At 64.6% G+C, this 20,687-nt stretch carries 19 protein-coding genes; 13 read left to right on the top strand and 6 right to left on the bottom strand.

The genetic code is table 11. The annotated features are described in order from the left end of the window. Nucleotides 1-62 precede the first annotated feature (62 nt). Nucleotides 63-989, bottom strand: a complete 927-nt coding sequence (locus IT41_RS14030; RefSeq protein WP_036742535.1) for a glucokinase — start codon at nucleotides 987-989, stop codon at nucleotides 63-65. 161 nt (nucleotides 990-1,150) lie between these two features. Between IT41_RS14030 and IT41_RS14035 the strand changes: the two genes are divergently transcribed. The 3 genes from IT41_RS14035 (at nucleotide 1,151) to IT41_RS14045 (ending at nucleotide 3,473) form a co-directional block, all read left to right on the top strand. After that, nucleotides 1,151-1,597: a hypothetical protein gene (locus IT41_RS14035; protein ID WP_052081572.1), complete on the top strand. Its 447-nt coding sequence runs from the start codon at nucleotides 1,151-1,153 to the stop codon at nucleotides 1,595-1,597. A 69-nt stretch (nucleotides 1,598-1,666) separates the two neighbouring features. Continuing rightward, nucleotides 1,667-3,058, top strand: a complete 1,392-nt coding sequence (gene ahcY, locus IT41_RS14040) for an adenosylhomocysteinase (protein WP_036742536.1) — start codon at nucleotides 1,667-1,669, stop codon at nucleotides 3,056-3,058. A gap of 73 nt (nucleotides 3,059-3,131) precedes the next feature. After that, complete coding sequence (locus IT41_RS14045) at nucleotides 3,132-3,473, top strand: DUF2853 family protein (protein WP_036742538.1); 342 nt, start codon at nucleotides 3,132-3,134, stop codon at nucleotides 3,471-3,473. A gap of 83 nt (nucleotides 3,474-3,556) precedes the next feature. Here the strand turns inward: IT41_RS14045 and IT41_RS14050 are convergent, their stop codons facing one another. Further along, a complete protein-coding gene (locus IT41_RS14050) occupies nucleotides 3,557-4,174 on the bottom strand; it encodes an enoyl-CoA hydratase/isomerase family protein (RefSeq protein ID WP_036742540.1) in 618 nt (205 codons plus the stop codon). Nucleotides 4,175-4,262: 88 nt separating this feature from the next. Here IT41_RS14050 and IT41_RS14055 point away from each other — a divergent pair, with 88 nt between their 5' ends. The 4 genes from IT41_RS14055 to ferA all read left to right on the top strand — a co-directional run bounded on the left by IT41_RS14055 (nucleotide 4,263) and on the right by ferA (nucleotide 8,709). After that, nucleotides 4,263-5,849, top strand: coding sequence for a DUF2125 domain-containing protein (locus IT41_RS14055; protein ID WP_036742541.1), 1,587 nt, complete (start codon nucleotides 4,263-4,265; stop codon nucleotides 5,847-5,849). A gap of 100 nt (nucleotides 5,850-5,949) precedes the next feature. Continuing rightward, on the top strand, nucleotides 5,950-7,302 hold the full coding sequence (locus IT41_RS14060) for a TldD/PmbA family protein (RefSeq protein WP_036742543.1): 1,353 nt from the start codon (nucleotides 5,950-5,952) through the stop codon (nucleotides 7,300-7,302). Beyond that, complete coding sequence (locus IT41_RS14065; RefSeq protein ID WP_036742545.1) at nucleotides 7,289-8,110, top strand: 3'(2'),5'-bisphosphate nucleotidase CysQ; 822 nt, start codon at nucleotides 7,289-7,291, stop codon at nucleotides 8,108-8,110. Before IT41_RS14060 ends, IT41_RS14065 begins: the two co-directional genes overlap by 14 nt. Before the next feature lie 50 nt (nucleotides 8,111-8,160). Continuing rightward, nucleotides 8,161-8,709, top strand: a complete 549-nt coding sequence (gene ferA / locus IT41_RS14070; RefSeq protein ID WP_036742546.1) for a flavin reductase FerA — start codon at nucleotides 8,161-8,163, stop codon at nucleotides 8,707-8,709. An 11-nt stretch (nucleotides 8,710-8,720) separates the two neighbouring features. Here ferA and IT41_RS14075 read toward each other — a convergent pair whose 3' ends face one another. From IT41_RS14075 to IT41_RS14090, 4 genes are read right to left on the bottom strand one after another with little or no spacing between them, the layout of a single operon-like run. Then, a complete protein-coding gene (locus IT41_RS14075; RefSeq protein WP_036742548.1) occupies nucleotides 8,721-9,374 on the bottom strand; it encodes a PqiC family protein in 654 nt (217 codons plus the stop codon). A 1-nt stretch (nucleotide 9,375) separates the two neighbouring features. Further along, nucleotides 9,376-11,448 carry a PqiB family protein gene (locus IT41_RS14080; protein ID WP_052081574.1) on the bottom strand — a complete coding sequence of 691 codons (2,073 nt, stop codon included), beginning with the start codon at nucleotides 11,446-11,448 and terminating at the stop codon, nucleotides 9,376-9,378. Continuing rightward, nucleotides 11,445-12,137 (bottom strand): paraquat-inducible protein A, encoded by a 693-nt coding sequence (locus tag IT41_RS14085; protein WP_052081576.1) that lies wholly within the window; start codon nucleotides 12,135-12,137, stop codon nucleotides 11,445-11,447. The genes IT41_RS14080 and IT41_RS14085 overlap by 4 nt, the downstream gene beginning before the upstream one ends. Beyond that, nucleotides 12,134-12,811, bottom strand: a complete 678-nt coding sequence (locus tag IT41_RS14090) for a paraquat-inducible protein A (protein ID WP_036742550.1) — start codon at nucleotides 12,809-12,811, stop codon at nucleotides 12,134-12,136. Before IT41_RS14090 ends, IT41_RS14085 begins: the two co-directional genes overlap by 4 nt. Before the next feature lie 98 nt (nucleotides 12,812-12,909). Between IT41_RS14090 and IT41_RS14095 the strand changes: the two genes are divergently transcribed. From IT41_RS14095 to IT41_RS20095, 6 genes are all read left to right on the top strand, one after another. After that, entirely contained in the window at nucleotides 12,910-14,502 is a 1,593-nt protein-coding gene (locus tag IT41_RS14095) for a GMC family oxidoreductase (RefSeq protein ID WP_036742552.1), read from the top strand. A gap of 64 nt (nucleotides 14,503-14,566) precedes the next feature. Further along, nucleotides 14,567-15,367: a flagellar motor protein MotB gene (locus IT41_RS14100; RefSeq protein ID WP_036742553.1), complete on the top strand. Its 801-nt coding sequence runs from the start codon at nucleotides 14,567-14,569 to the stop codon at nucleotides 15,365-15,367. Nucleotides 15,368-15,453: 86 nt separating this feature from the next. Next, entirely contained in the window at nucleotides 15,454-16,794 is a 1,341-nt protein-coding gene (locus IT41_RS14105) for a flagellar hook protein FlgE (RefSeq protein ID WP_036742555.1), read from the top strand. Between the two features lie 52 nt (nucleotides 16,795-16,846). After that, nucleotides 16,847-18,307, top strand: a complete 1,461-nt coding sequence (flgK, locus tag IT41_RS14110; protein ID WP_036742558.1) for a flagellar hook-associated protein FlgK — start codon at nucleotides 16,847-16,849, stop codon at nucleotides 18,305-18,307. Then, nucleotides 18,304-19,323: a flagellin gene (locus tag IT41_RS14115; RefSeq protein WP_036742559.1), complete on the top strand. Its 1,020-nt coding sequence runs from the start codon at nucleotides 18,304-18,306 to the stop codon at nucleotides 19,321-19,323. The genes flgK and IT41_RS14115 overlap by 4 nt, the downstream gene beginning before the upstream one ends. Next, nucleotides 19,320-20,420, top strand: a complete 1,101-nt coding sequence (locus tag IT41_RS20095; protein ID WP_074948157.1) for a flagellar basal body P-ring protein FlgI — start codon at nucleotides 19,320-19,322, stop codon at nucleotides 20,418-20,420. Before IT41_RS14115 ends, IT41_RS20095 begins: the two co-directional genes overlap by 4 nt. Nucleotides 20,421-20,687: the final 267 nt, after the last annotated feature.

Raw genomic sequence — 20,687 nt, forward strand, 5'->3', positions numbered from 1 at the left:
TGTCGCAACATCGCAGGCATGGTCGGCGAAATCCAGCGCGCAGGCCGCGATCCGGGTAATTTTCACGCGAGTGCGGCAAGACAGCCATGCAATGCGGCCATGTCGTCACGGATGACGCCGATCGGGACCGCCTGAACGATCCGGGCCATCAGCGGATCCGACAGAAATGCCTGTTCGAAGATCTCGAAACGGTCGGTGCAGGACCGCGCCACGCTGCCGGCCAGAAACATGCCCTCAAGCGGCATGAAGCGCAGCGCCAGTTCGCGGCAGAGCAGGCCGAACAGGCGCGCATAAAGCGCGCAGCTGGCCTCGGCCGCGGCATCGCCCTGTGCGGCGGCGGCGCACACCGCCTCGGCCCGGACCGCGGCCTGGCCGGTTCGCAGCGCATGCAGTTTCGCCAGACCGCGGCCGGCGAAAAGCTCCTCGACCGAGTCAAGCGGATCGGTGGCCTCATCGCCCAGTTCCCGCGCCAGCGCCAGCCTGACCGAATATGGCAGGCGGGTATGTCCCTCTTCGGATTCCAGGCAGGCGATGCCGCCGCCGGGCAGGACCTTGACCGCGCAGACATTGAAGCCGGTGCCGGCATTCACCACCAGCCGCTGGCCATTGCCCGGCGATCCCTGCGGCGCGACGCGCAGAAAGCCGGCCGCATCGCCGTCCAGCGCCGGGGTGGCGTAGCCAAGCGCCAGCAGGTCGTTGATCAGCCGCGCGCGCGGTGCGCCGGTCAGGTCGCGCAGCCGCGTCTCGGTGAAATCCCAGTCGCGATTGGTCAACCGCGCCGCCCCGCCCGAGACGGGACCGGCGACATCGACGCAGACGGCGTTGATCCGGGGGCCGCCCTGCTGGTCCAGATACAGGCGCACGACCTCGTCGAAGCTGCCGTGATCGTCGCCCAGAAACCGGGTGATCGTCGCGCCGTCTATCGCGCCGTCGCGCGCCAGCGCCAGCCGCGCATTGGTGCCGCCTACATCCGCCAGCAAAAAGGTCATCACTCCTCCTCCCCCGCAACTCGGTAAGGTTTCGTTCTAGGCGATCCCGCTGCCGGCTGCTAGCGCTCACGGGCGGCATGGGCCGGAACCTATCGGGAACCCGTTTCGGATTTTGGCGTTTTTTTACGCGAAACCAAGGCAAGACGCGAAAGGTTTGCACGATGACCCTGCCGAAACGCAACGATTTCAAGGCTGCGGCCATTGTCGCGGCGACGGTTCTGGCCATCGCGGGTTCGGGTGCGCTGGCGCTGACCCGGCAGCGCGACGACAGCGCCGATCCGCGCGGCTGGCCGGCCATTGCCGGCATGGATACCCGCGCGGTGATCGAACTGGCGCGCCGCCTGCCGCTGTCGGAAAGCGCCTCGCCCGATCAGCCCTGGTGCGACCACAGCGCCGAGGTGGCGCAGGTCCTGAGCCATGATTTCGACGAGGAAAGGGTGGCCTCCGGCGGCGGCGGCACGGTGCTCTGGGGCTCGGACCTGACGGGCACCTGGACGATGGTGCTGGAGCGGCCCGATGCGACAAGCTGCGTGGTGGCCTCGGGCGTCGGTTATCGCGACGGTGCCAGCCCGCGGCACTTTTTCACCAGCGCCGGGCTGAGCGGCTGATCGCGGCGGTTTGCAGACCGCGCCGCGGAATGGTAAGGGCCGGGCAGATTTCCTTGTACAGGGTGCCACATGGCCGATCATATCATCCGGGACATCTCGCTTGCCGCCTATGGCCGCAAGGAGCTGGACATCGCTGAAACCGAAATGCCCGGCCTGATGGCGCTGCGCGCGGAATATGGTGACAGCAGGCCGCTCAGGGGCGCGCGCATCGCCGGCAGCCTGCACATGACGATCCAGACCGCCGTGCTGATCGAGACGCTGGTGGCTCTGGGCGCCGAGGTCCGCTGGGCCTCGTGCAATATCTTCTCGACCCAGGATCACGCGGCGGCCGCGATCGCCCGGGCCGGCATTCCGGTCTTTGCCATCAAGGGCGAGACGCTGCCCGAATACTGGTCCTATACCGACCAGATCTTTCGTTTCGCGGAAGGCACCGCCAACATGATCCTGGACGATGGCGGCGATGCGACCATGTATGTGCTGCTGGGCGCCCGGGTCGAGGCCGGCGAGACCGGGCTGATCGAGACGCCCACCAGCGAAGAGGAAGAGGCGCTTTTCGCACAGATCCGGAAGCGGCTGGAGGAAAGCCCCGGCTGGTTCACCCAACAGCGCGACGCGATCCAGGGCGTTTCCGAGGAAACCACTACCGGCGTTCACCGCCTGTACGATCTGCACAAGAAAGGGCTGCTGCCTTTCCCGGCGATCAACGTGAATGACAGCGTCACCAAGTCGAAATTCGACAACAAATATGGCTGCAAGGAATCGCTGGTCGACGGCATCCGCCGCGCCACCGATGTGATGATGGCCGGCAAGGTCGCGGTGGTCTGCGGCTATGGCGATGTCGGCAAGGGCTCGGCCGCCTCGCTGGCCGGCGCCGGCGCGCGTGTGAAAGTGACCGAAGTCGATCCGATCTGCGCGCTGCAGGCCGCGATGGACGGGTTCGAGGTGGTCACGCTGGAAGATGTCGTCGCCAGCGCCGATATCTTCGTCACCACCACCGGCAACAAGGACGTGATCCGCATCGAGCATATGCGCGCGATGAAGGACATGGCCATCGTCGGCAATATCGGCCATTTCGACAATGAAATTCAGGTCGCGGCGCTGAAGAACCACAAATGGACCAATATCAAGGACCAGGTGGACATGATCGAGATGCCCTCGGGCGCGCGGATCATCCTGCTGTCCGAAGGCCGCCTGCTGAACCTGGGGAATGCCACCGGCCATCCCAGCTTTGTCATGTCGGCCAGCTTCACCAACCAGGTGCTGGCCCAGATCGAGCTGTGGACCAGGGGCGACGACTACCAGCCCGGCGTCTATATCCTGCCCAAGGCGCTGGACGAAAAGGTCGCCCGGCTGCATCTGGACCGGATCGGCGTGAAGCTGAGCAAGCTCTCGCCCGAACAGGCCGCCTATATCGGCGTCTCGCCCGAAGGCCCGTATAAATCCGATCATTACCGCTACTGAACCTTCGAACAGGTTGATATTTGCCTGTCACGCGCTAGGCTCCTCCCCGGACATAACGATCCGGGGGACGGAGATGAGCAAACGTGACGATCTGATTGCCAAATACGCGGCCGACATGAAGGAAAAACTGGGCGTCTCGCCCGATATGGAGCTGCTCACCAAGGTGGTGGTCGGCTGCGGCCCTTCGATCTACAACGCCGATGCCGAAACCATCGCCGGCTCGGACAAGACCGAGCTGGAACGGGTCAAGACCAACTACCTGATGAAAAAGCTGGGCCTGCCCGACGGCCCGGACCTGATGGCCGCGATTCAGGAGGTGCTGACGAAATACGGCAGCAGCAATCGCAACAAATACCGGCCGGTCGTCTATTACGCGCTTTGCGTGCATTTCGGGAAACAGGCCGCCTACGCCTGATCCTGACCCACAGGCCGATGCGGCCCGAAACGGCAGGCAAGGCCCGGCCGGCGGCCTTGCCCCTGCCTTGTGGCGCGCCCGCCCTAGCCGATCAGCGACTTGATCGCCTCGACATGGCGGGCATCGGCGCCGCAGGCGTCGCCGGCCAGTGCCGCCGCGTCCTGCATCAACGCCTCTGGCGCGACCAGCCGGTCCACCAGCCCCCAGGCCAGCGCCTCGTCCGCGGCGATTCGCTGGCCGCCCATCAGGATCATCTTGGCGCGCGACGGCCCGATCAGCGCCACCATCCGCTCGGGGTCGCCGGGCCGGGGCAGAAAGCCCAGGCGCATGACGGGATAGAAGAATTTCGCATCCGGCACCGCCAGCCGCAGATCGCAGGCCATCACCATGCCCAGCGACCCGCCCGCCGCCGTCCCGTTGAGCGCCGCGATGGTCAGGCAGGGCATCGCCGCCACCCGCGCCGACAGGCGCTGCCATTCCGGCGACACGGCCAGCCCCGCGCGCGCGGCATCCAGATCGGCCCCGGCCGAAAACACCCTGCCCCGGCCGGTCAGGATTACCGCGCGCAATTCGGGCCTTGCCGCAAAAGCGTCGAAAGCGGCGGTCAGATCGCGCAGCATCGGCTCGGTCAGGGCATTGGCCTTGTGCGGCCGGTCGATGACGACAGTGCCGATTCCCCCGGTAAATTCACTCGTGATCACGCATATCCCTCCTTGGAGCCGGGGGCTGGCTATGGCAGAACCCCGGCAAGCATATCCATGCAATTCTCGTCTTGAGAGAGGTAATAAGATGAATCTTCGACTGACAAGCTCGACCGTGGCGCTGATCGTCATGGCCGCGCCGGCTCTCGCAGAGGTCACCGCCGAGCAGGTCTGGCAATCCTGGATCGATTATTACGAGTCGGTCGGCTACAGCGTCGAGGAAAGCGCCCGCGACAAGGCCGGCGATACGCTGACGATCCGCGACCTGACCGTGAGCGGCGGCCCGGCCGAAGGCGAAGTCAGCATGAGCCTGGACCGGGTGACGCTGACCGAAACCGGCGACGGCAAGGTGCGCTCGGTATTTTCCGACCGCGTGACCGGCATGAGCAAAGGCACCGATGTCAACGGCATGGAATTTGAGGTGCCCTTTACCATCGACATGCCGGGCAATGCCATGATCACCTCGGGTGCGCCCGAGGAAATGATGCATGAATTCGACTATCCGACGATGGATATCGCTTTGGCCACCGTCACCGTCGACGGCGCGGAAACGCAGATGGACATCAAGATGGGCATCGTCAACACGACGGGGCGCATGCGCACGATCGCCGGCCCGCCGGCGAAATACGACTATAGCATGACCTCGGACCGGGTGACCCTGACCGGCGACATGGCGCCCACCGAGGGCGAAAGTATCACGCTTGATCTGAACCTTTCCGGACTGGAAGCCTCGGGCGAGATGAGCGTGTCCGGCGATATCGACATCAATGCCGACATCAATGGCGCGCTGAAATCCGGCATGGAGATGGAGGGCCGGCTCACATCGGGTCCGGTCACCGGCACCTTGGATTACACCGCCGCCGATCCCGAGGGCAATCCGCAGGCCGGCAGCGGCAGCTATGACGGCAAGGGCTTCGAGCTGAGCTTTGCCATGTCGCAGGAAGGCGTGAGCTATCGCGGCAGTTCGGACGCCTTTGCCGCGAATATGAGCGGCGGCACCCTGCCCTTCCCGATCGAATACGCGGCGGAAAGCGCCGGCTTCGACCTGCAGTTCCCGGTGATGGTCAGTGACGAGCCGCAGCCCTTCAAGCTGTCCTATCTGCTGGACGGGCTGACCATCGGCGACGCGATCTGGGAGATATTCGACGCCACCGGCAAGCTGCCGCGCGATCCGGCCTCGCTGTCTCTCGACATAACCGGATTGCTGAAGGTCAATGCCGACCTGCTCGATCCCGCAAGCATGATGCCGCCCATGCCGATGCCCGAGGACGCGCCGATGCCGGGTGACGCGGCAACCGACGGGACCGGGGATATGGCCGATGACATGGACGCCGCCATGCCCGAGCCGATCACCCCGGTCGAGGTCGCGATCAACCGCGTCGCGCTGTCGATGCTGGGCGCCCGGATCGACGCCGATGGCAAGCTGATGGCACCTGAAGGCGGCGATCTGACCAGCACGCCGACCGGCCAGCTGAACGTCACCTATGAGGGCGTCAACGGGCTGATCGACACGCTGGCCTCGATGGGGCTGATCCCCGAGGAACAGCTGATGAGCACGCGCATGATGCTGGCAATGTTCGCCAAGCCCGCCGCCGAGGGCGAGGACAAGCTGGAAACCCGGCTGGAGTTCAAGGAGGACGGCTCCGTCTTTGCCAACGGCCAGCAGGTCAAGTAACAACCTGCCCGGCGCGGTTCCGGCCGCGCCGGCATGCGGGACGAACGCTTTGGGGGGCGTGCCGGCATCGCGGCCCCCGCTCATCTATCCGAGGTACAGCATGACCGAATTCCAGCGTCTCGAAGGGCTGGCGCAAGCGCTGCTGACGGCGGCGGCCAAGGCCGGCGCGGATCAGGCCGACGCCATCGCGCTTGAGGCGGCGGCCGTCTCGGTCGATGTGCGCGGCGGCCGGCTGGAACATGCCGAGCGCGCCGAAGGGGTCGAGATCGGGCTGCGCGTGCTGTTGGGCGGGCGGCAGGCCTGCGTTTCCGCCTCGGAACATTCGGCGGGCACGATCGCCGAAATGGCCGCCCGCGCCGTCGCCATGGCGCGCGAGGCGCCGGTGGACGACACGCTGGGACTGGCCGAGCCGGAGCAACTGGCCCGCGCGACCGATCCTGCGATGCTGGACCTGAACGATGCCGGCCCCGATCCCAGTCCCGAGGAATTGCAGGAAGCCGCCCGGCGGGCCGAGGCCGCGGCGCTGGCCATCACCGGCGTCGCCACGGTGGAATCGGCCAGCGCCAGCCATTCGCGGCGGCGGATCTGGCTGGCCGGCTCGAACGGGTTCTCCGCCGGCTACGGGCGCAGCGGGCGCAGCCTGTCGGCCATCGCGATCACCGGCGAGGGGCTCGGGATGGAGCGTGACTGGGCCGGCGAAAGCCGCGTCCACGCCGCCGACATGCCCCCGCCCGAGGAAATCGGCCGCCTGGCCGGCACGCGCGCGGTAGAACGGGCCGGGGCGCGCAAGCCGCCGACCGGCGCCTTTCCGATCCTTTACGACGAACGCGTGGCGTCAAGCCTGATCGGGCATCTGGTCAGCGCCGCCAATGGCAGCGCCGTCGCGCGCGGCGCAAGCTGGCTGCGCCAGGCCCTGGGCGAGGCGGTGCTGCCCCCCGGCTTCGACCTGCGCGAGGATCCGCACCGGCCGCGCCATGGCGCCTCGCGCATGTTCGACGCCGAGGGGCTGGCCACCGCGCCGCGCCTGATCGTGCGGGACGGCGTGTTGCAGGGCTGGACGCTGGATCTGGCCACCGGGCGCAAGCTGGGCATGGCCTCGACCGCCAGCGCCATGCGCGGGCCCGGCAGCCCGCCCGCGCCCGGCATCACCAATCTGGAACTGACCCCCGGCGACAGGGGCCGGGACGATCTGATCCGCGACATGGGGCGCGGGCTGGTGGTGACCTCGATGCTGGGCAGCTCGGTCAACGCGACGACCGGCGATTATTCGCGCGGCGCGGCCGGGTTCTGGGTCGAGAACGGCGAGATCGCCTATCCGGTCAATGAATGCACCATCGCCGGTAACCTGCGCGAGATGCTGGTCCGGATCACCGCCGCCGACGACCTGCCCGACTGGCGCGCGATGCGCGTGCCCAGCCTGCTGGTCGAGGGGATGACCGTTGCCGGCGGATGATCTGAGCCTGCTGCAACAAGCCGCCCATGAGGCCGGCGAGATCGCGCTGCGCCACTGGCGGCGCGACCCGCAGGTCTGGGACAAGCCCGGCGGCGCCGGCCCGGTGACCGAGGCGGATCTGGCGGTGAACGCGCATCTCGAGACGCTTCTGCGCGGCGCCCGCCCGGATTACGGCTGGCTGAGCGAGGAAAGCCCCGACGATCCCGCGCGTCTGGCCGCCGAATATTGCTTTATCATCGACCCGATCGACGGCACCCGCGCCTTTATCGACGGTCAGCCGGGATTTTCCAGCTCGCTGGCGATCGCGCGCGGCGGCCGGATCACCGCCGCCGTGGTGCATCTGCCGGCGCAGGATCTGACCTATTGCGCGGCCGAAACCGGCCCGGCTGCGCTGAACGGCGTGGCGATCTCGGCCTCGGATCACGGGTTCGAGGACGCGACCGTGCTGACCGGCAAGCCGGGCCTCGATCCGGCGCATTGGCGGGGCGTGGCCCCGCCCCTGCTGCGCAAGTTCCGCCCCTCGCTGGCCTGGCGGCTGTGCCTGGTGGCCGAGGGGCGCTTTGACGCCGCGCTGTCGGTGCGCCCGGCCTGGGAATGGGACATCGCGGCCGGCAGCCTGATCGCCGAACGCGCCGGTTGCCGGGCGACCGAACTGGGCGGCGCGCCCTTGCGCTTCAACCGGCCGGGGGCGCGCACGGACGGGCTGCTGGTCGCGGGGGCGGCGCTGCACGGGCAGATGCTGGCGGCAATGACGCCGCGCAAGGCAGCAGGCGCGGCGCAGCTTGATGCCCTGCCGCGCGGCGGCTAAGAAAGGGCAAACCCGTTCCGGCCGTGCGCCGCAGATGACAGGGCCCGCCCATGAGCCGCCTTCCCCCAGCGACCCGAGACCGGCTGGCTGACGAGATCACCTTTCACCCCGCCAATGCCGAGGCGAGGCTGCTGCGCGAGGCGCTTGGCCGTTTCGCGACCGGCGTGACCGTGGTCACCACCATGGGGTCGCGCGGCCCGGTGGGGATGACGGTGAACAGCTTCACCAGCGTCTCGCTGGAGCCGCCGCTGCTGCTGTGGTGCCCGGCGCGCAACTCGACCCGCCACGAGGTATTCACCAAGGCCGAGGCCTGGTCGGTCCATGTCCTGGGCGCCGAGCAGCTGGAGATCTGTCTGCGCTTTACCAAGGGCGGCCGCCAGTTCGAGGGGCTGAGCCCGGTCATCACCGAGGACGGCGTGCCGATCCTGCCCGGCGCGGCGGCGCGCTTCGACTGCCTGCACCATGCGGCGCATGAAGGGGGCGACCATTCGGTTCTGATCGGCCGCGTGCTGCGGGTGACCGTGGCCGGCCCCGGCGATCACCCGCTGGTCTTTGCCGCCGGGCGTTTCGGGCAGTTCGATCCCGAGGACGCGGTTTAAGGCGCTTCGGATCAGCTGCCCTCAAGCGGCGGCAATGGCTGCGAAAACAGGTCATCGATCCGCGGCACCGGCGGCGCGGTGGTCGTGATCACGCGGCCCGGCCCGGCCAGCGCCGCGATCTGGCGGGCAAGCCAGGCGATGGCCTGCGACTGCGCCCGGGCGATCTCGGCGGGGTCGCCATCCCCGGCCAGCGGCACGGAAATATCGAAGCTGCGCGCCTGATTGGCACCGCCCGCCGCGTCATCGGCCACGAAATAGCGCCCGCTGAGCCGATAGATCCCGTCGGCCTGCGCCAGCGCCTTTTCGACGCGCACCTGCAGGCGGCGGCGCGGCGGCTCGGCCAGCGGCCATGGCTCGGCGATGACCGTGGCGCCCGAGATGTCCGAGATCGCCCGCGCCAGCGTCTGGGTAAAGGCGCGCTGCGGATTGTCCGCCCAGAGCTGGCCGGTATTCGAGCGCACGGCCCCGTCGCCGGTCTGCCAGGCGACCTCGTCCGAGGCGGCATATTCGGGCAGCGAGACATCCATCAGCTCGGCCGTGCCCAGCCGGTTCGCGACCCGCTCGCCGCCGATCGGCGGGTCGATCAGGTAGCGGGCGGTGCTTTCGCCGTTCGAGCAGGCGCCCAGCAGCGCCACCGAGACCAGCGGTAGAAGAAACAGGCGCATCTTATCGTCCCAGAATGAAGGCTTGCGGATTGCGTTCGATCATCCGCGCGAGGCTGCCGAAGGCATTGGCCGCGCGGCGCATCTCGCGCATCAGGTTGACGGTTTCGGTATTGAAGCTCGAGCGCTCGCCATAGGCGGCCAGCACCGCATCGGCCCGCGCCGCCAGCCGTTCCAGCCGCGCCGAAAGCTGCGGCAGACGCTGCACCGAGGCCGAGACATCCTGCGCCGCCGTGCTGGCCGAGGCCAGTGCCTCATTGAGGCTGCCGGCGGCATTGCCGTCGCGCAGATCGTTCAGCAGCCCCGAGGCCGCCTGCAGGGTGTCCGACAGGTTGCGGGGCAGTTGCTCGGCATCCTCGGTGCCCAGAAGCGCGCGGATATCGCGCAGGATGCCCTCGGCCTCGGCGCCGATGGCGGCGTAATCGACCGCCTCGACCTTGGCGGCGGTGGCGTCGATCTGGTCGACCATCGCGGGCACATCGGCGGCGGCCAGCTTGACCGCCTCGGCCGCCGCCGTGGCCTCGTCGACCATGGCGCTGATCTGCGTCAGCGCGCCGGATTCGCGCAGCTCCGCAGTGGCGCCGCGGATCTCTCCGGCGGCGGCCTGGGCCTCGTCCAGGGTGCCGCGCAGGGCGCCGGGGATGGCACGCGTGTCCTCGCTGCTCGCCAGCGCGGTGACGCTGTTCATCATGTCGGTGGCGGATTTCAGCGCCTCCTCGATCGGCAGATTGCCCACGCGGCTCAGGAAGCCCTGCGCGGTCTCGCTGAAATCGGTGATCTCGCCGGGGACCGAGGGGATCACGGGATGGGGCTGGGCGGCACGGTCCAGCCGCGCCGGCGCGGCATCGGGCAGTTCGACCAGTTCCACCTCCAGCGAGGTGCCGAAGAAGCCGGCGCTGGACAGGCGCGCGCGAAGCCCCGCCTCGACCTGGCCGGCAATGAAATCGAGCGCCGCGTCCTGGCCGGTATCGGCGGGCAGGCCAAGCCGGGTCGGGGTCACGGCCAGCGTCACCTCCTGCTGGACGCGGTCGCGCCCCTGTTCGTCCGAAACCACACGCGCGGCCAGGGCGGTGACCCGCCCCACGGTCAGGCCCATGAACTGCACATTCGCGCCGATTTCCAGCCCGGTCACCGATTCGTCGATCAGCATGGTCAGGCGCAGCAGGCTGGATTCGTCGGCAAACAGGTTGTCGCGGGCCGCCGCCCCATCCCGTTGCAGGACAAAGACATGCCCGTCCTCGACCGGCGCCCCGCCCGAGGTCAGCGTGGCGAATTCCGCGCCCCCCTGCAGCACCGATGCCAGCGAGTTCACGTTCAGCGACAAGCCCTGCGCGCCCAGCGACACCGAAAAGCCGGAAGTGTCCCAGAACACCGTGCTGGTGGTCAGCCGCCGGTCATGCGGCGCCTCGATGAAGACATCCGCCAGCACGTTCTCGCCGTCATCCGACAGGCGCAGGTTCTGCATCCGTCCGACCTGCAGGCCGCGATAGGTGACCGGCGCGCCCTCGGACATGCCGCGCGTCTGGCTGGTCGAGAGCACGACCCGGGTGCCCTGCTCGCCCTGGCTGATCAGCGGCGGCTTGTCGAGCCCGACAAAGCTTCGCTGCGGCTCGCCGGGCCGGTCGTCCCAGTACCCCTCGATGAAAGAGCCGGTCAGCACCGTGTCGAGCCGCGAAATCCCCTGTGCCGAGACCTGCGGCCGGACGATCCAGAATTCGGCGTCGCTGTCGATATATTCCGCCAGATCCCTTTCGATCCGGATATCGACGACGACGCGCTGCAGATCCTCGGTAAAGCGCACGGCCTCGACATTGCCCACGGTGATCTCGCGGAACTTCACCGCCGTCTCGCCCGGGGTGATGCCGGTCGCGTCCTTGAACGCCACCGAGATCAGCGTGCCCCGCCCGGCGATCATGTTCCAGCCCACCCCCAGCGTCACGATCAGCGCCAGGATCGGCACCAGCCAGATCAGCGAGGCGCCGCTGCGCGCGCCGGCGCCACGGGCCGAGGACTTGCGGACGGGTTCAGAGGGCTTCAATGCGGCAGTGTCGCGGCCGGGCGGATTTTCGTCCGTCATTCATGTTCCTTGCGATTGCGCAGCGGCAGGCCGCGCCAGATCAACCTGGGGTCGAAACTTTGCGCGGAAAGCATGGTAAACGCAACCGACAGCGCAAAGGATACGGCCGCCGGGCCGGGATGGATCGAGGCCACGAACCCAAGCTGGACCAGCGCCGACAGGATCGCGACGACGAAGACGTCGATCATCGACCAGCGGCCGATGAATTCCACGATCTCGTAGATGACCAGCCGCCGATGCGCGTCGCGGGTCGTCGCCGGCCGCCCTGCCACCCGCGCCAGCCAGATGATGACGACGAACTTCGAGATCGGCACCACGATCGAGGCAACAAAGACGATCGCCGCGATCCCCCAGCTGCCGTAATGGATCAACTCGATCACGCCGCCCAGAATGGTGGATTCGCTCGATCCCATCAGCCCGCCCAGTGTTGAGGTCCGGAGCATGGGAAACAGATTTGCCGGGATATAGAAGATCAGCCCGGCCAGAAGCCAGGCCCAGACCGCGCCGAGGCTGCGCCGGTCCGGCGGCATCAGCGCGCTGCCGCAGCGCGCGCAGGTGGTTTCGGCCTCGGGCCAGACCCGGCCGCAGGCGCGGCAGCCGACCAGCCCGGCGCGATGCGCCGTCAGCACCGCACCGCCCTGCTGCGGGTGGCCCTGATCGGGCAGGCCCTGCCCTTGCGGCGCGCTCATCCCCGCCCTCCGGCCATTTCGCGCCCGTCGGTCGCCATGCCTTCATCCTCGATCGCATCCCAGATCGTGGTCGCGCTGGTGAATACATTGCTGGCCGCGTTCACGAGAATCAGCCCGCAAAAGGCCCAGAAGGCCGGACCCAGGCTGATATTGGCCAGCCCGGCGACCTTGACCAGCGCGACCGCCGTGCCGATGACGAAAATCTCGGCCATGGACCAGGGGCGCAGCTTTTCCGACAGCCGAAACGCACCGACGGCATGGCGATAGGGCGGCCGGTTCCGCGACAGGGGCGTCAGCGTATAAAGAAGCAGCAGCGAACGCAGCACCGGCAGGCCGACGATGCTGCCCAGCAGCGCGAAAGTCAGCGGCATCAGCGCGCCCTCGGAAAACGCCATGGCGACACCGAAAAGCGAGGTCTCGTTGCCGAAACCCATTCGCGAAATCTGCAGGAAGGGAAAGAACACCGCCCCCACCATCAGCACCAGCGAGGCAAAGGACAAGGCGATGATCCGGGTAAAGGCACCCGCCCTTGGGCTGGCCAGAACGGTATTGCAGCGCACGCAGCGCGCCGTCTCGCCCGGTTCCAGTTCGCGTTCGACATGCAGCGTGTCGCAGCGCGGGCAGGCAATCAGCCCCGCGCCCGTGGTCAGGTCATATCCGTCCTCGGTCTGCATTGGCGCAAGATATCGACGTCGCGTCACCGCGCAAGAGGGCGAAATCACTGACTTGCACAAGGTTGACGCGGTTTTTACAGTCCGTGCCGGAGGATCCCATGACCTACGATTTCGTCATCATCGGCGCAGGCAGCGCCGGCTGCGTTCTGGCCAATCGCCTGTCCGCGGATTCCCGGCATCGCGTGCTGCTGATCGAGGCGGGCGGTCGCGACAATTACCATTGGATCCACATTCCGGTCGGCTATCTCTATTGCATCGGCAATCCGCGCACCGACTGGCAATACAGGACCGTGGCCGAACAGGGCCTTGGCGGGCGGCGGCTGCTCTATCCGCGCGGGCGGGTGCTGGGTGGCAGCTCCTCGATCAACGGCATGATCTATATGCGCGGCCAGGCCGCCGATTACGATCACTGGCGGCAGCTGGGCTGCACCGGCTGGGGCTGGGAGGATGTGAAGCCGCATTTTCTGGCCTCCGAGGATTATTTCGCCGGTGCGTCCGGGGATCATGGCGCCGGCGGCGAATGGCGGGTCGAGGAACAGCGCCTGCGCTGGCGGGTGCTGGACGATTTCGCCCGCGCCGCGCAGGCCGCAGGCATCCCCGCCAGCGACGATTTCAACACCGGCGACAATGAGGGCGTCGGTTATTTCAAGGTCAACCAGCGCGGCGGCTGGCGCGTTTCCACCGCCAAGGCGTTTCTGAAACCGGCAATGGCGCGCGCCAATCTGACCGTGATGACGCATGCGCAGGTCCGCCGCATCATCTTTGACGGGCGCCGCGCCACCGGCGTCGAGATCATGCGCGACGGCACGACCGAGGTGATCGGCGGCACCCAAATCGTCCTTTCGGCAGGGGCCATCGGCAGCCCGCAGATCCTGCAATTGTCGGGCATCGGTCCCGGCCCGCTCTTGCAGTCCATGGGGATCGAGGTGCTGCGCGACGCGCCCGTGGGCGAAAACCTTCAGGACCATCTTCAGATCCGCTGCGCCTATCGGGTCGAGGGCGCAAGGACCCTGAACACCATAACGCAAAGCCTGTGGGGCAAGGCAATGATCGCGGCGCAATACGCGCTGTTCCGCTCTGGCCCGATGAGCATGGCGCCCAGCCAGTTGGGGGCATTCGCACGCTCATCGTCCGATGTCGCGACGCCCGATCTGGAATACCATGTCCAGCCGCTCAGCCTGGACAGTTTCGGCGGCGATCTCGACGATTTCCCTGCGATCACGGCCAGCGTTTGTCACCTGCGCCCCGAAAGCCGCGGGCATGTGCGCATCGTGTCGCCCGACCCGCTGACCCATCCCGAGATCGCGCCCAATTACCTGTCTACCCCCGGCGACCGGATCACCGCCGCGAATGCCATCCGCCTGACCCGCCGAATCATGGCGCAAGAGCCGATGGCGCGCTATCGCCCGCAGGAGTTCAGGCCCGGACCAGGCGGCGACAGCGACGAGGATCTGGCCCTGGCCGCGGGCCGTATCGGCTCGACCATCTTCCACCCGGTCGGCACTGCCCGGATGGGCGCCGATCCCGGCTCGGTCGTCGATCCGACCTTGAAGCTGCGGGGATTTCAAGGGATTAGGGTGGCAGATGCCTCGGTCATGCCGACCATCACCTCGGGCAATACCAACAGCCCGACCGTAATGATCGCCGAAAAGGCGGCGGGCATGATCCTGCAGGAAATGCGCGGCATTTGAGCCGTTAACTGGATATTAGGCGCCGCGGCCTAGACCTTTCCCCGACTATCGGAAGGAAACGGTCATGGCTGCGAACGGGGGCAACGCCCCGATCATCATCAAGCGCGTGCGCGGCACTGCCGAAGGCAGCCATCATGGCGGCGCCTGGAAGGTTGCCTATGCCGATTTCGTTACGGCGATGATGGCCTTTTTCCTGCTGATGTGGCTGCTGAACGCGACGACAGAGAAACAGCGACAGGGGCTGGCCGAATATTTCAACCCGACGCTGGTCCAGACCAGCAGCAGCGGCCAGGACGGCCCCTTCGGGGGCGAGGTTCAGGATGCCGAAACCGATTCCGGGAAAGGCGCCGGCGCTTCTCGGGACACGATGGCAGCCCAGGCGCGCGACGGCCAGGAATCCGGTTTCGACGCCATGGCGCGTCACATCCAGGATCAGCTGACCGGCAGCGGCGCCGAATCGATGCAAAAGACCAATATCCTGCGCCATGTCGTGACCCGCATGACGGACGAAGGGCTGATTATCGAACTGACCGATTTGCTGGATGCGCCCCTGTTCGAAGGCGACAGCGCCCAGCCGACCCTCGCCATGCGCGAACTGGCCGGCATCCTCAGCAGCGTCCTGGGCCGGGTGAAGAACCAGACCGCCATCTCGGGCCATGTGCGCGCCTATCCGGAAATGCTGATCCATTCGCCCGTCTGGGCACTTTCCGACGCCCGCGCTCATGCCGTGCGGAACCTGCTTGAGGAAAGCGGGTTCGCGCCGACCCGCATCCAGCGGGTGACCGCCTATGCCGATCGTCGCAACCGCTCGGTCAACCCGATGGACCCGAACAACAACAGAATCGAGATAATTCTACTCAGATAATGCGGGCCGGGCCGGAACCGTTAGCTGCATCTTAACCCGACCGGGAAACACTGAAAGCAATACGACTCACATAGGGTGATTACAGCATGTCGATTTCATCTGCCCTCAGCGCCGGCGTGTCGGGAATGGCCGCCAACGCCACGCGCCTGGCCAATATCTCGGACAATATCGCGAATTCCGGCACCTATGGCTACAAACGGGTGAACACCGAATTCGAAAGCATGGTGATCAACCAGTCCCGAGGTACTGGCATTTATACGGCAGGCGGGGTCCGTGCGACGACAACCCGGACGGTCGATCAGCGCGGCAATCTGGTGACCACCTCGAACCCGTTGGATCTGGCGATTTCAGGCCGCGGCATGTTGCCGGTCACCACCATTGGCCAGGTCGGTTCGCAGCCTGCCGGCGCCCAGGATCTGACCATGACGCGCACCGGATCGTTCAGCCCTGACAGCCGTGGCATCTTGCGCAGCAATTCGGGTCTGGTGCTGTTGGGCTGGCCTGCAAATGCGGATGGAACCGTCCCCGACCAGCCGCGCGACGGGGTTGCCGGGCTCGAGCCGATCATGATCAGCGCCAGCCAGACGGCCGCCAATCCGACCACCCAAGTCAGCCTTGGCATCAACCTGCCGGCCAATGACTCGATCGGTGGCTCGGTCGGCGACCCTCGCGAGATGGACGTTCAGTACTTTGGAAACCTCGGCAATTCGGAATCCTTGGCCATCTCGTTTACACCCGATGTCAGCGCGGCGGCGGGCACCCGGTCGAACAGCTGGACCATGGAAATTCGCGACTCCGCAATCACCGATGACCCCGCCACCGCAGCCGATGAAGCACTGATTGGCAGCTATACACTGGAATTCAACGACAGCCAGACCGGGGGCGGAACCCTTGCCAATGTGACAACCATTTCCGGCGGCGCATATGACCCGGCAACTGGTGAGCTTTCGGTCAATGTCGCAGGCGGCCCGATTTCTATCGACATCGGACGTTATGGCGACAGTTCGGGAATGACACAGCTAAGTTCGGCCTTCTCTCCCGCCAACGCTACCCGGAACGGCTCGCCGGTGGGAAATCTGGTGGGCCTCGAAGTAGATGAAACCGGGTTGCTGCAAGCTACCTACGACACCGGCTTTACCCAAACATTGTATCAGATCCCGCTGGTGGATGTCCCGAACCCGAATGGCCTGATCGCGCTGGACAACCAGACCTACAGGATATCTCCGGACTCGGGCGCGTTCTATCTCTGGGACGCAGGCGACGGACCCACTGGCGCGGTCGTCGGCTATGCGCGCGAGGCCTCGAATACCGACGTGGCAGCAGAGCTGACAGACCTGATCCAAACCCAGCGTGCCTATTCCTCGAACGCCAAGGTTATTCAGACAGTGGACGAAATGCTGCAGGAAACCACGAACCTAAAACGTTAACGCTGATCAAACTAGACAAGCCTTCACGAAAGCAAGGGAAAGGGACTCCGCCATGAGTTTATCCGGCGCCATCGCAAATGCGATTTCCGGCCTGACTGCGACATCGCGGGGCACCGAAATCGTCGCGAGCAATATCGCCAATGCGCATACCGACGGCTACGGGCGGCGCGAACTCGACCTGTCTTCGCGCGTCCACGGATACGGCGGCGGTGTAACGATCGATGGCGTCTATCGGGTCATCAACGCCAGTCTTCTGGCCGACGGCCGTTTGGCCCAGGCCGGGTTCAGCGCATCCGATACCATCGCAGAGTTTCATACCGTGATGGAAAAAACAGTCGGAATACCGACAGAGCCATCGTCGCTGGCGGGATTACTTGCTGCCTTCGACTCAGCGATAATCAGTGCCGCGGCAAGACCCGATAGTGATAGTCGCCTCACAGCAGTGCTTGAGTCTGCAAGCGGACTAGCCAACAAACTCAACAATGTTGCCAAGGATATCCAGGGCGCACGAACCGATGCCGAGAAGGCAATATCCAACGATGTCCTGCGTTTGAACGCTGCACTCGAGCAAGTTGCCTCTCTCAACAAGCAAATTGCTGGTCGTACGGCGCAAGGCAAGGACGCCTCCTCCCTTATAGATTCCCGGCAGGCCGCGATTGACAGCATTTCCGGGATCGTACCGTTGAAGCAGGTACCCCGGGAGAACGGTCAGATTGCCTTATTTACAACTGGCGGGGCAACCCTGCTTGACGGTAGCGAGCCCGCGAGGATCGAGTTTGGAGCGGCTGGGCCAATCGGTCCAGAAATGAGCTTGGCGGCCGGCACGCTCGGCAATCTGAGCTTCAACGGCAGAGAACTGACAAGCTTTCAACAAGCAGCTATGTTCTCCGGCGGGAGTCTTGGCGCAAGTTTTTCTATCCGCGATGAAATCGCTCCAAAATATCAGGAACAGATGGATGCGTTCGCGCGGGATCTTTATGACAGGACATCGGATCCAACTATTGACGCGACAATTCCTTCGGGTGGAGCAGGCCTTTTTACGGATGATCAAGGCCAGCTTCTGGCCGCCAACGAGCCAGGGTTTGCCGGACGTATCGTCGTGAACAGATTGGTCGATCCAGCGAGCGGGGGCGACCTTTGGCGTATCCGCGCGGGCATCAACGCCGCCGACCCGGGGGATTCTGGCGAAAGTGCTCTGCTGAACGGCCTAAGCGAAGCTTTGTCGGCATCTCGCTCCCCGGCTTCGGGAAATCTTTCGAGCAGCCAGAAAACACTCTACTCGCTTTCATCTGACATTTCTTCATATGCAGCTTCAAATCGTATCAGAACTGAGGCGATCGCACTGCAAGATCGCTCACGGGCCGAGAGTCTACGAACCGCCCTGTTGGGTGATGGGGTCGATAGCGATAAGGAAATGGAATCGCTGCTCGCATTAGAGCGGGCCTATTCCGCCAACGCCAAGGTATTCCAATCCGCCAACGACATGCTTGACACCGTCCTGAGGTTGACATGACGAGTTATCCTTCAATAGGGGACCAGTCCCGACCGTATCAATTGCGACTGTCGCAATACTTCCTGAAAAGCAAACTCGAGCGCCTGACAAAAGAGGCTACGACCGGGATCAAGAACGATATCCCCTCTGCGCTGAAGGGCGACTTGTCGCGCATCGCGCATATCGAATCTCGGCTGACGGTGCTGAATACATATCAACAAAATGCTTCGGAAGCCCTCAGCATGTTTGACGCAATGCAAAATACTCTTGAGCGCATTCAGATATCTGTCGACGAAACCGGGCCAAGTCTTCTGAGCGAAGCCGGCGGCTCATCCGAGGACATGCTACGGCTCCGTGCGGACGCGATTTCCGAAGATTTCCGGTCCATTGTTGGTGCACTCAACACAAGTTCCAGTGGGCGTCACCTGCTTTCCGGTGCCAAAACGGATACTGCACCGCTCGGGGACTTTGAAACGATGGTCGCGGAGTTGAATGCAACAGTCGCCGGAGCAAGCTCCGCCAACGACATCGTGGCGCGGATAGATGCTTGGTTCGATGCACCAGCGGGAGCGGGCGGCTTTACCGACAATGTGTATCAAGGCAGTGCAAGCGGAAGTACTGAACTTGCGGTGTCCGCTGACCGAACAGTCGGAAGCAGTTTAACCGCCAACTCGTCACAACTGCGAAACACACTGAAGGGCATGGCTATCATGACCTATCTAGCGAAATCCGGCGCGAGTTTGGATTCCGCCACTATCCGTGAGCTGTTCACTGTATCGGGCCTTCGGCTTGTAAGTGCCAGCACTGATCTGACCAGCGCCCGCGCTCAGATTGGCATACAGCAATCAGCGGCCAGCCAAGCACAAGCCCGCAATGCCGCTGAAAGCTCATCTCTTTCAGTCACGCGCTTAAGATTAATTGGCGCCGACCCTTATGAAACCGCAACGGCCCTACAAGAAGCAGAGGCCAGTATCCAAAACCTATATACACTGACCGCGCGCCTTGCCCGCCTGAGCTTAACGGATTATCTATCATGAGGTTGCTGAGCGCTGTTATCTTGATTTTGGCATACCTCAGCGCAGCAATCGCCGCCCCGGTTCGTATCAAGGACCTTGTAAACATAGATGGTGTCCGGGGAAATGATCTGATTGGCTATGGCTTGGTCGTCGGTCTCAGTGGCTCGGGAGACAGCCTTCGAAACTCACCCTTCACCGAAGAAATCATGGCAGGTTTACTAGAACGGCTCGGTGTAAACGTTACTGACGAAAACTTCCGTCCAAAGAATGTCGCAGCTGTGATCGTTACAGCGACCCTCCCCCCCTTTGCGCGGGCCGGTTCACAAATTGACGTCAACGTTGCCGCAATCGGTGACGCAAAAAGCCTGCTTGGCGGGACTCTCGTTCTGACACCGCTTAATGGTGCTGACGGCGAGATATATGCCGTCGCCCAAGGGTCCGTTTTGGCCAGTGGCGCCGAAGCATCAGGAGCGAGCGCATCAGTCGTCCAAGGTGTTCCGACCGCTGGGTCAATTCCTTCAGGCGCCAGGGTGGAACGCGAAGTCGCATTTGATTTTTCGCAAATGACCAGCCTGCGCCTTGCATTGCGGAACCCTGATTTCACGACAGCAGCGCGTGTAGAGGCAGCGATCAACAAAAAGCTTGGCCGCAGTTTGGCCGAACTTGTTGATTCGGGGACGATTGCTATCGATTCAAGTGTTCTGGGGCAGGTGAATCCGGCACGGTTGGTGGGCGAAATCGAAAATATCACGGTTGAACCCGAGGCGGCGGCACGGGTTGTTATTGACCACAAATCGGGCACAATTGTCATGGGTGAAGACGTACGCATCTCTCGCGTCGCCGTATCACAGGGGAATCTCACCCTCCGTGTGCGAGAAACACCGCTAGTCTCTCAACCAAATCCATTCTCGCCGGGAGAAACGATAGTGGTGCCCCGTACGCAGGCAGAAATCACACATGAGCCGGGTATCGGCTTTGCGGAGATTGCTGGTGAATCGTCGCTGTCGGATGTGGTAGCGGGACTCAATGCCCTCGGAATCCGACCCCGCGAAATGATCGATATCCTAAAAGCGGTTCACGCGGCAGGCGCCCTACATGCTGAGCTCATCGTGAACTAGCTGTCTGATCCCACAGTTTGATGGTGCGATCCTTTCTTCGGAATGGAAGGATGCCCTATAGGACAGGTTCGTCACGGAAGCGCCACGACCACGCACACAGTCCGAGCAGCAATAATGAGGGCCTGCCCGCCATCGGTCTAAGAGCCTGATCGGAAATGAGTTGGGTGATTTCAGCGAGTTATGATTCTGTTTGTTTGTGAGAACGAACGGAGATCATGATGCCCTGGACCGAAATCACCCGGAAACGATACGAGCGCAAAGCGGCTC

It is taken from the genome of Paracoccus halophilus, assembly GCF_000763905.1.
Classification (GTDB): Bacteria; Pseudomonadota; Alphaproteobacteria; order Rhodobacterales; family Rhodobacteraceae; genus Paracoccus; species Paracoccus halophilus.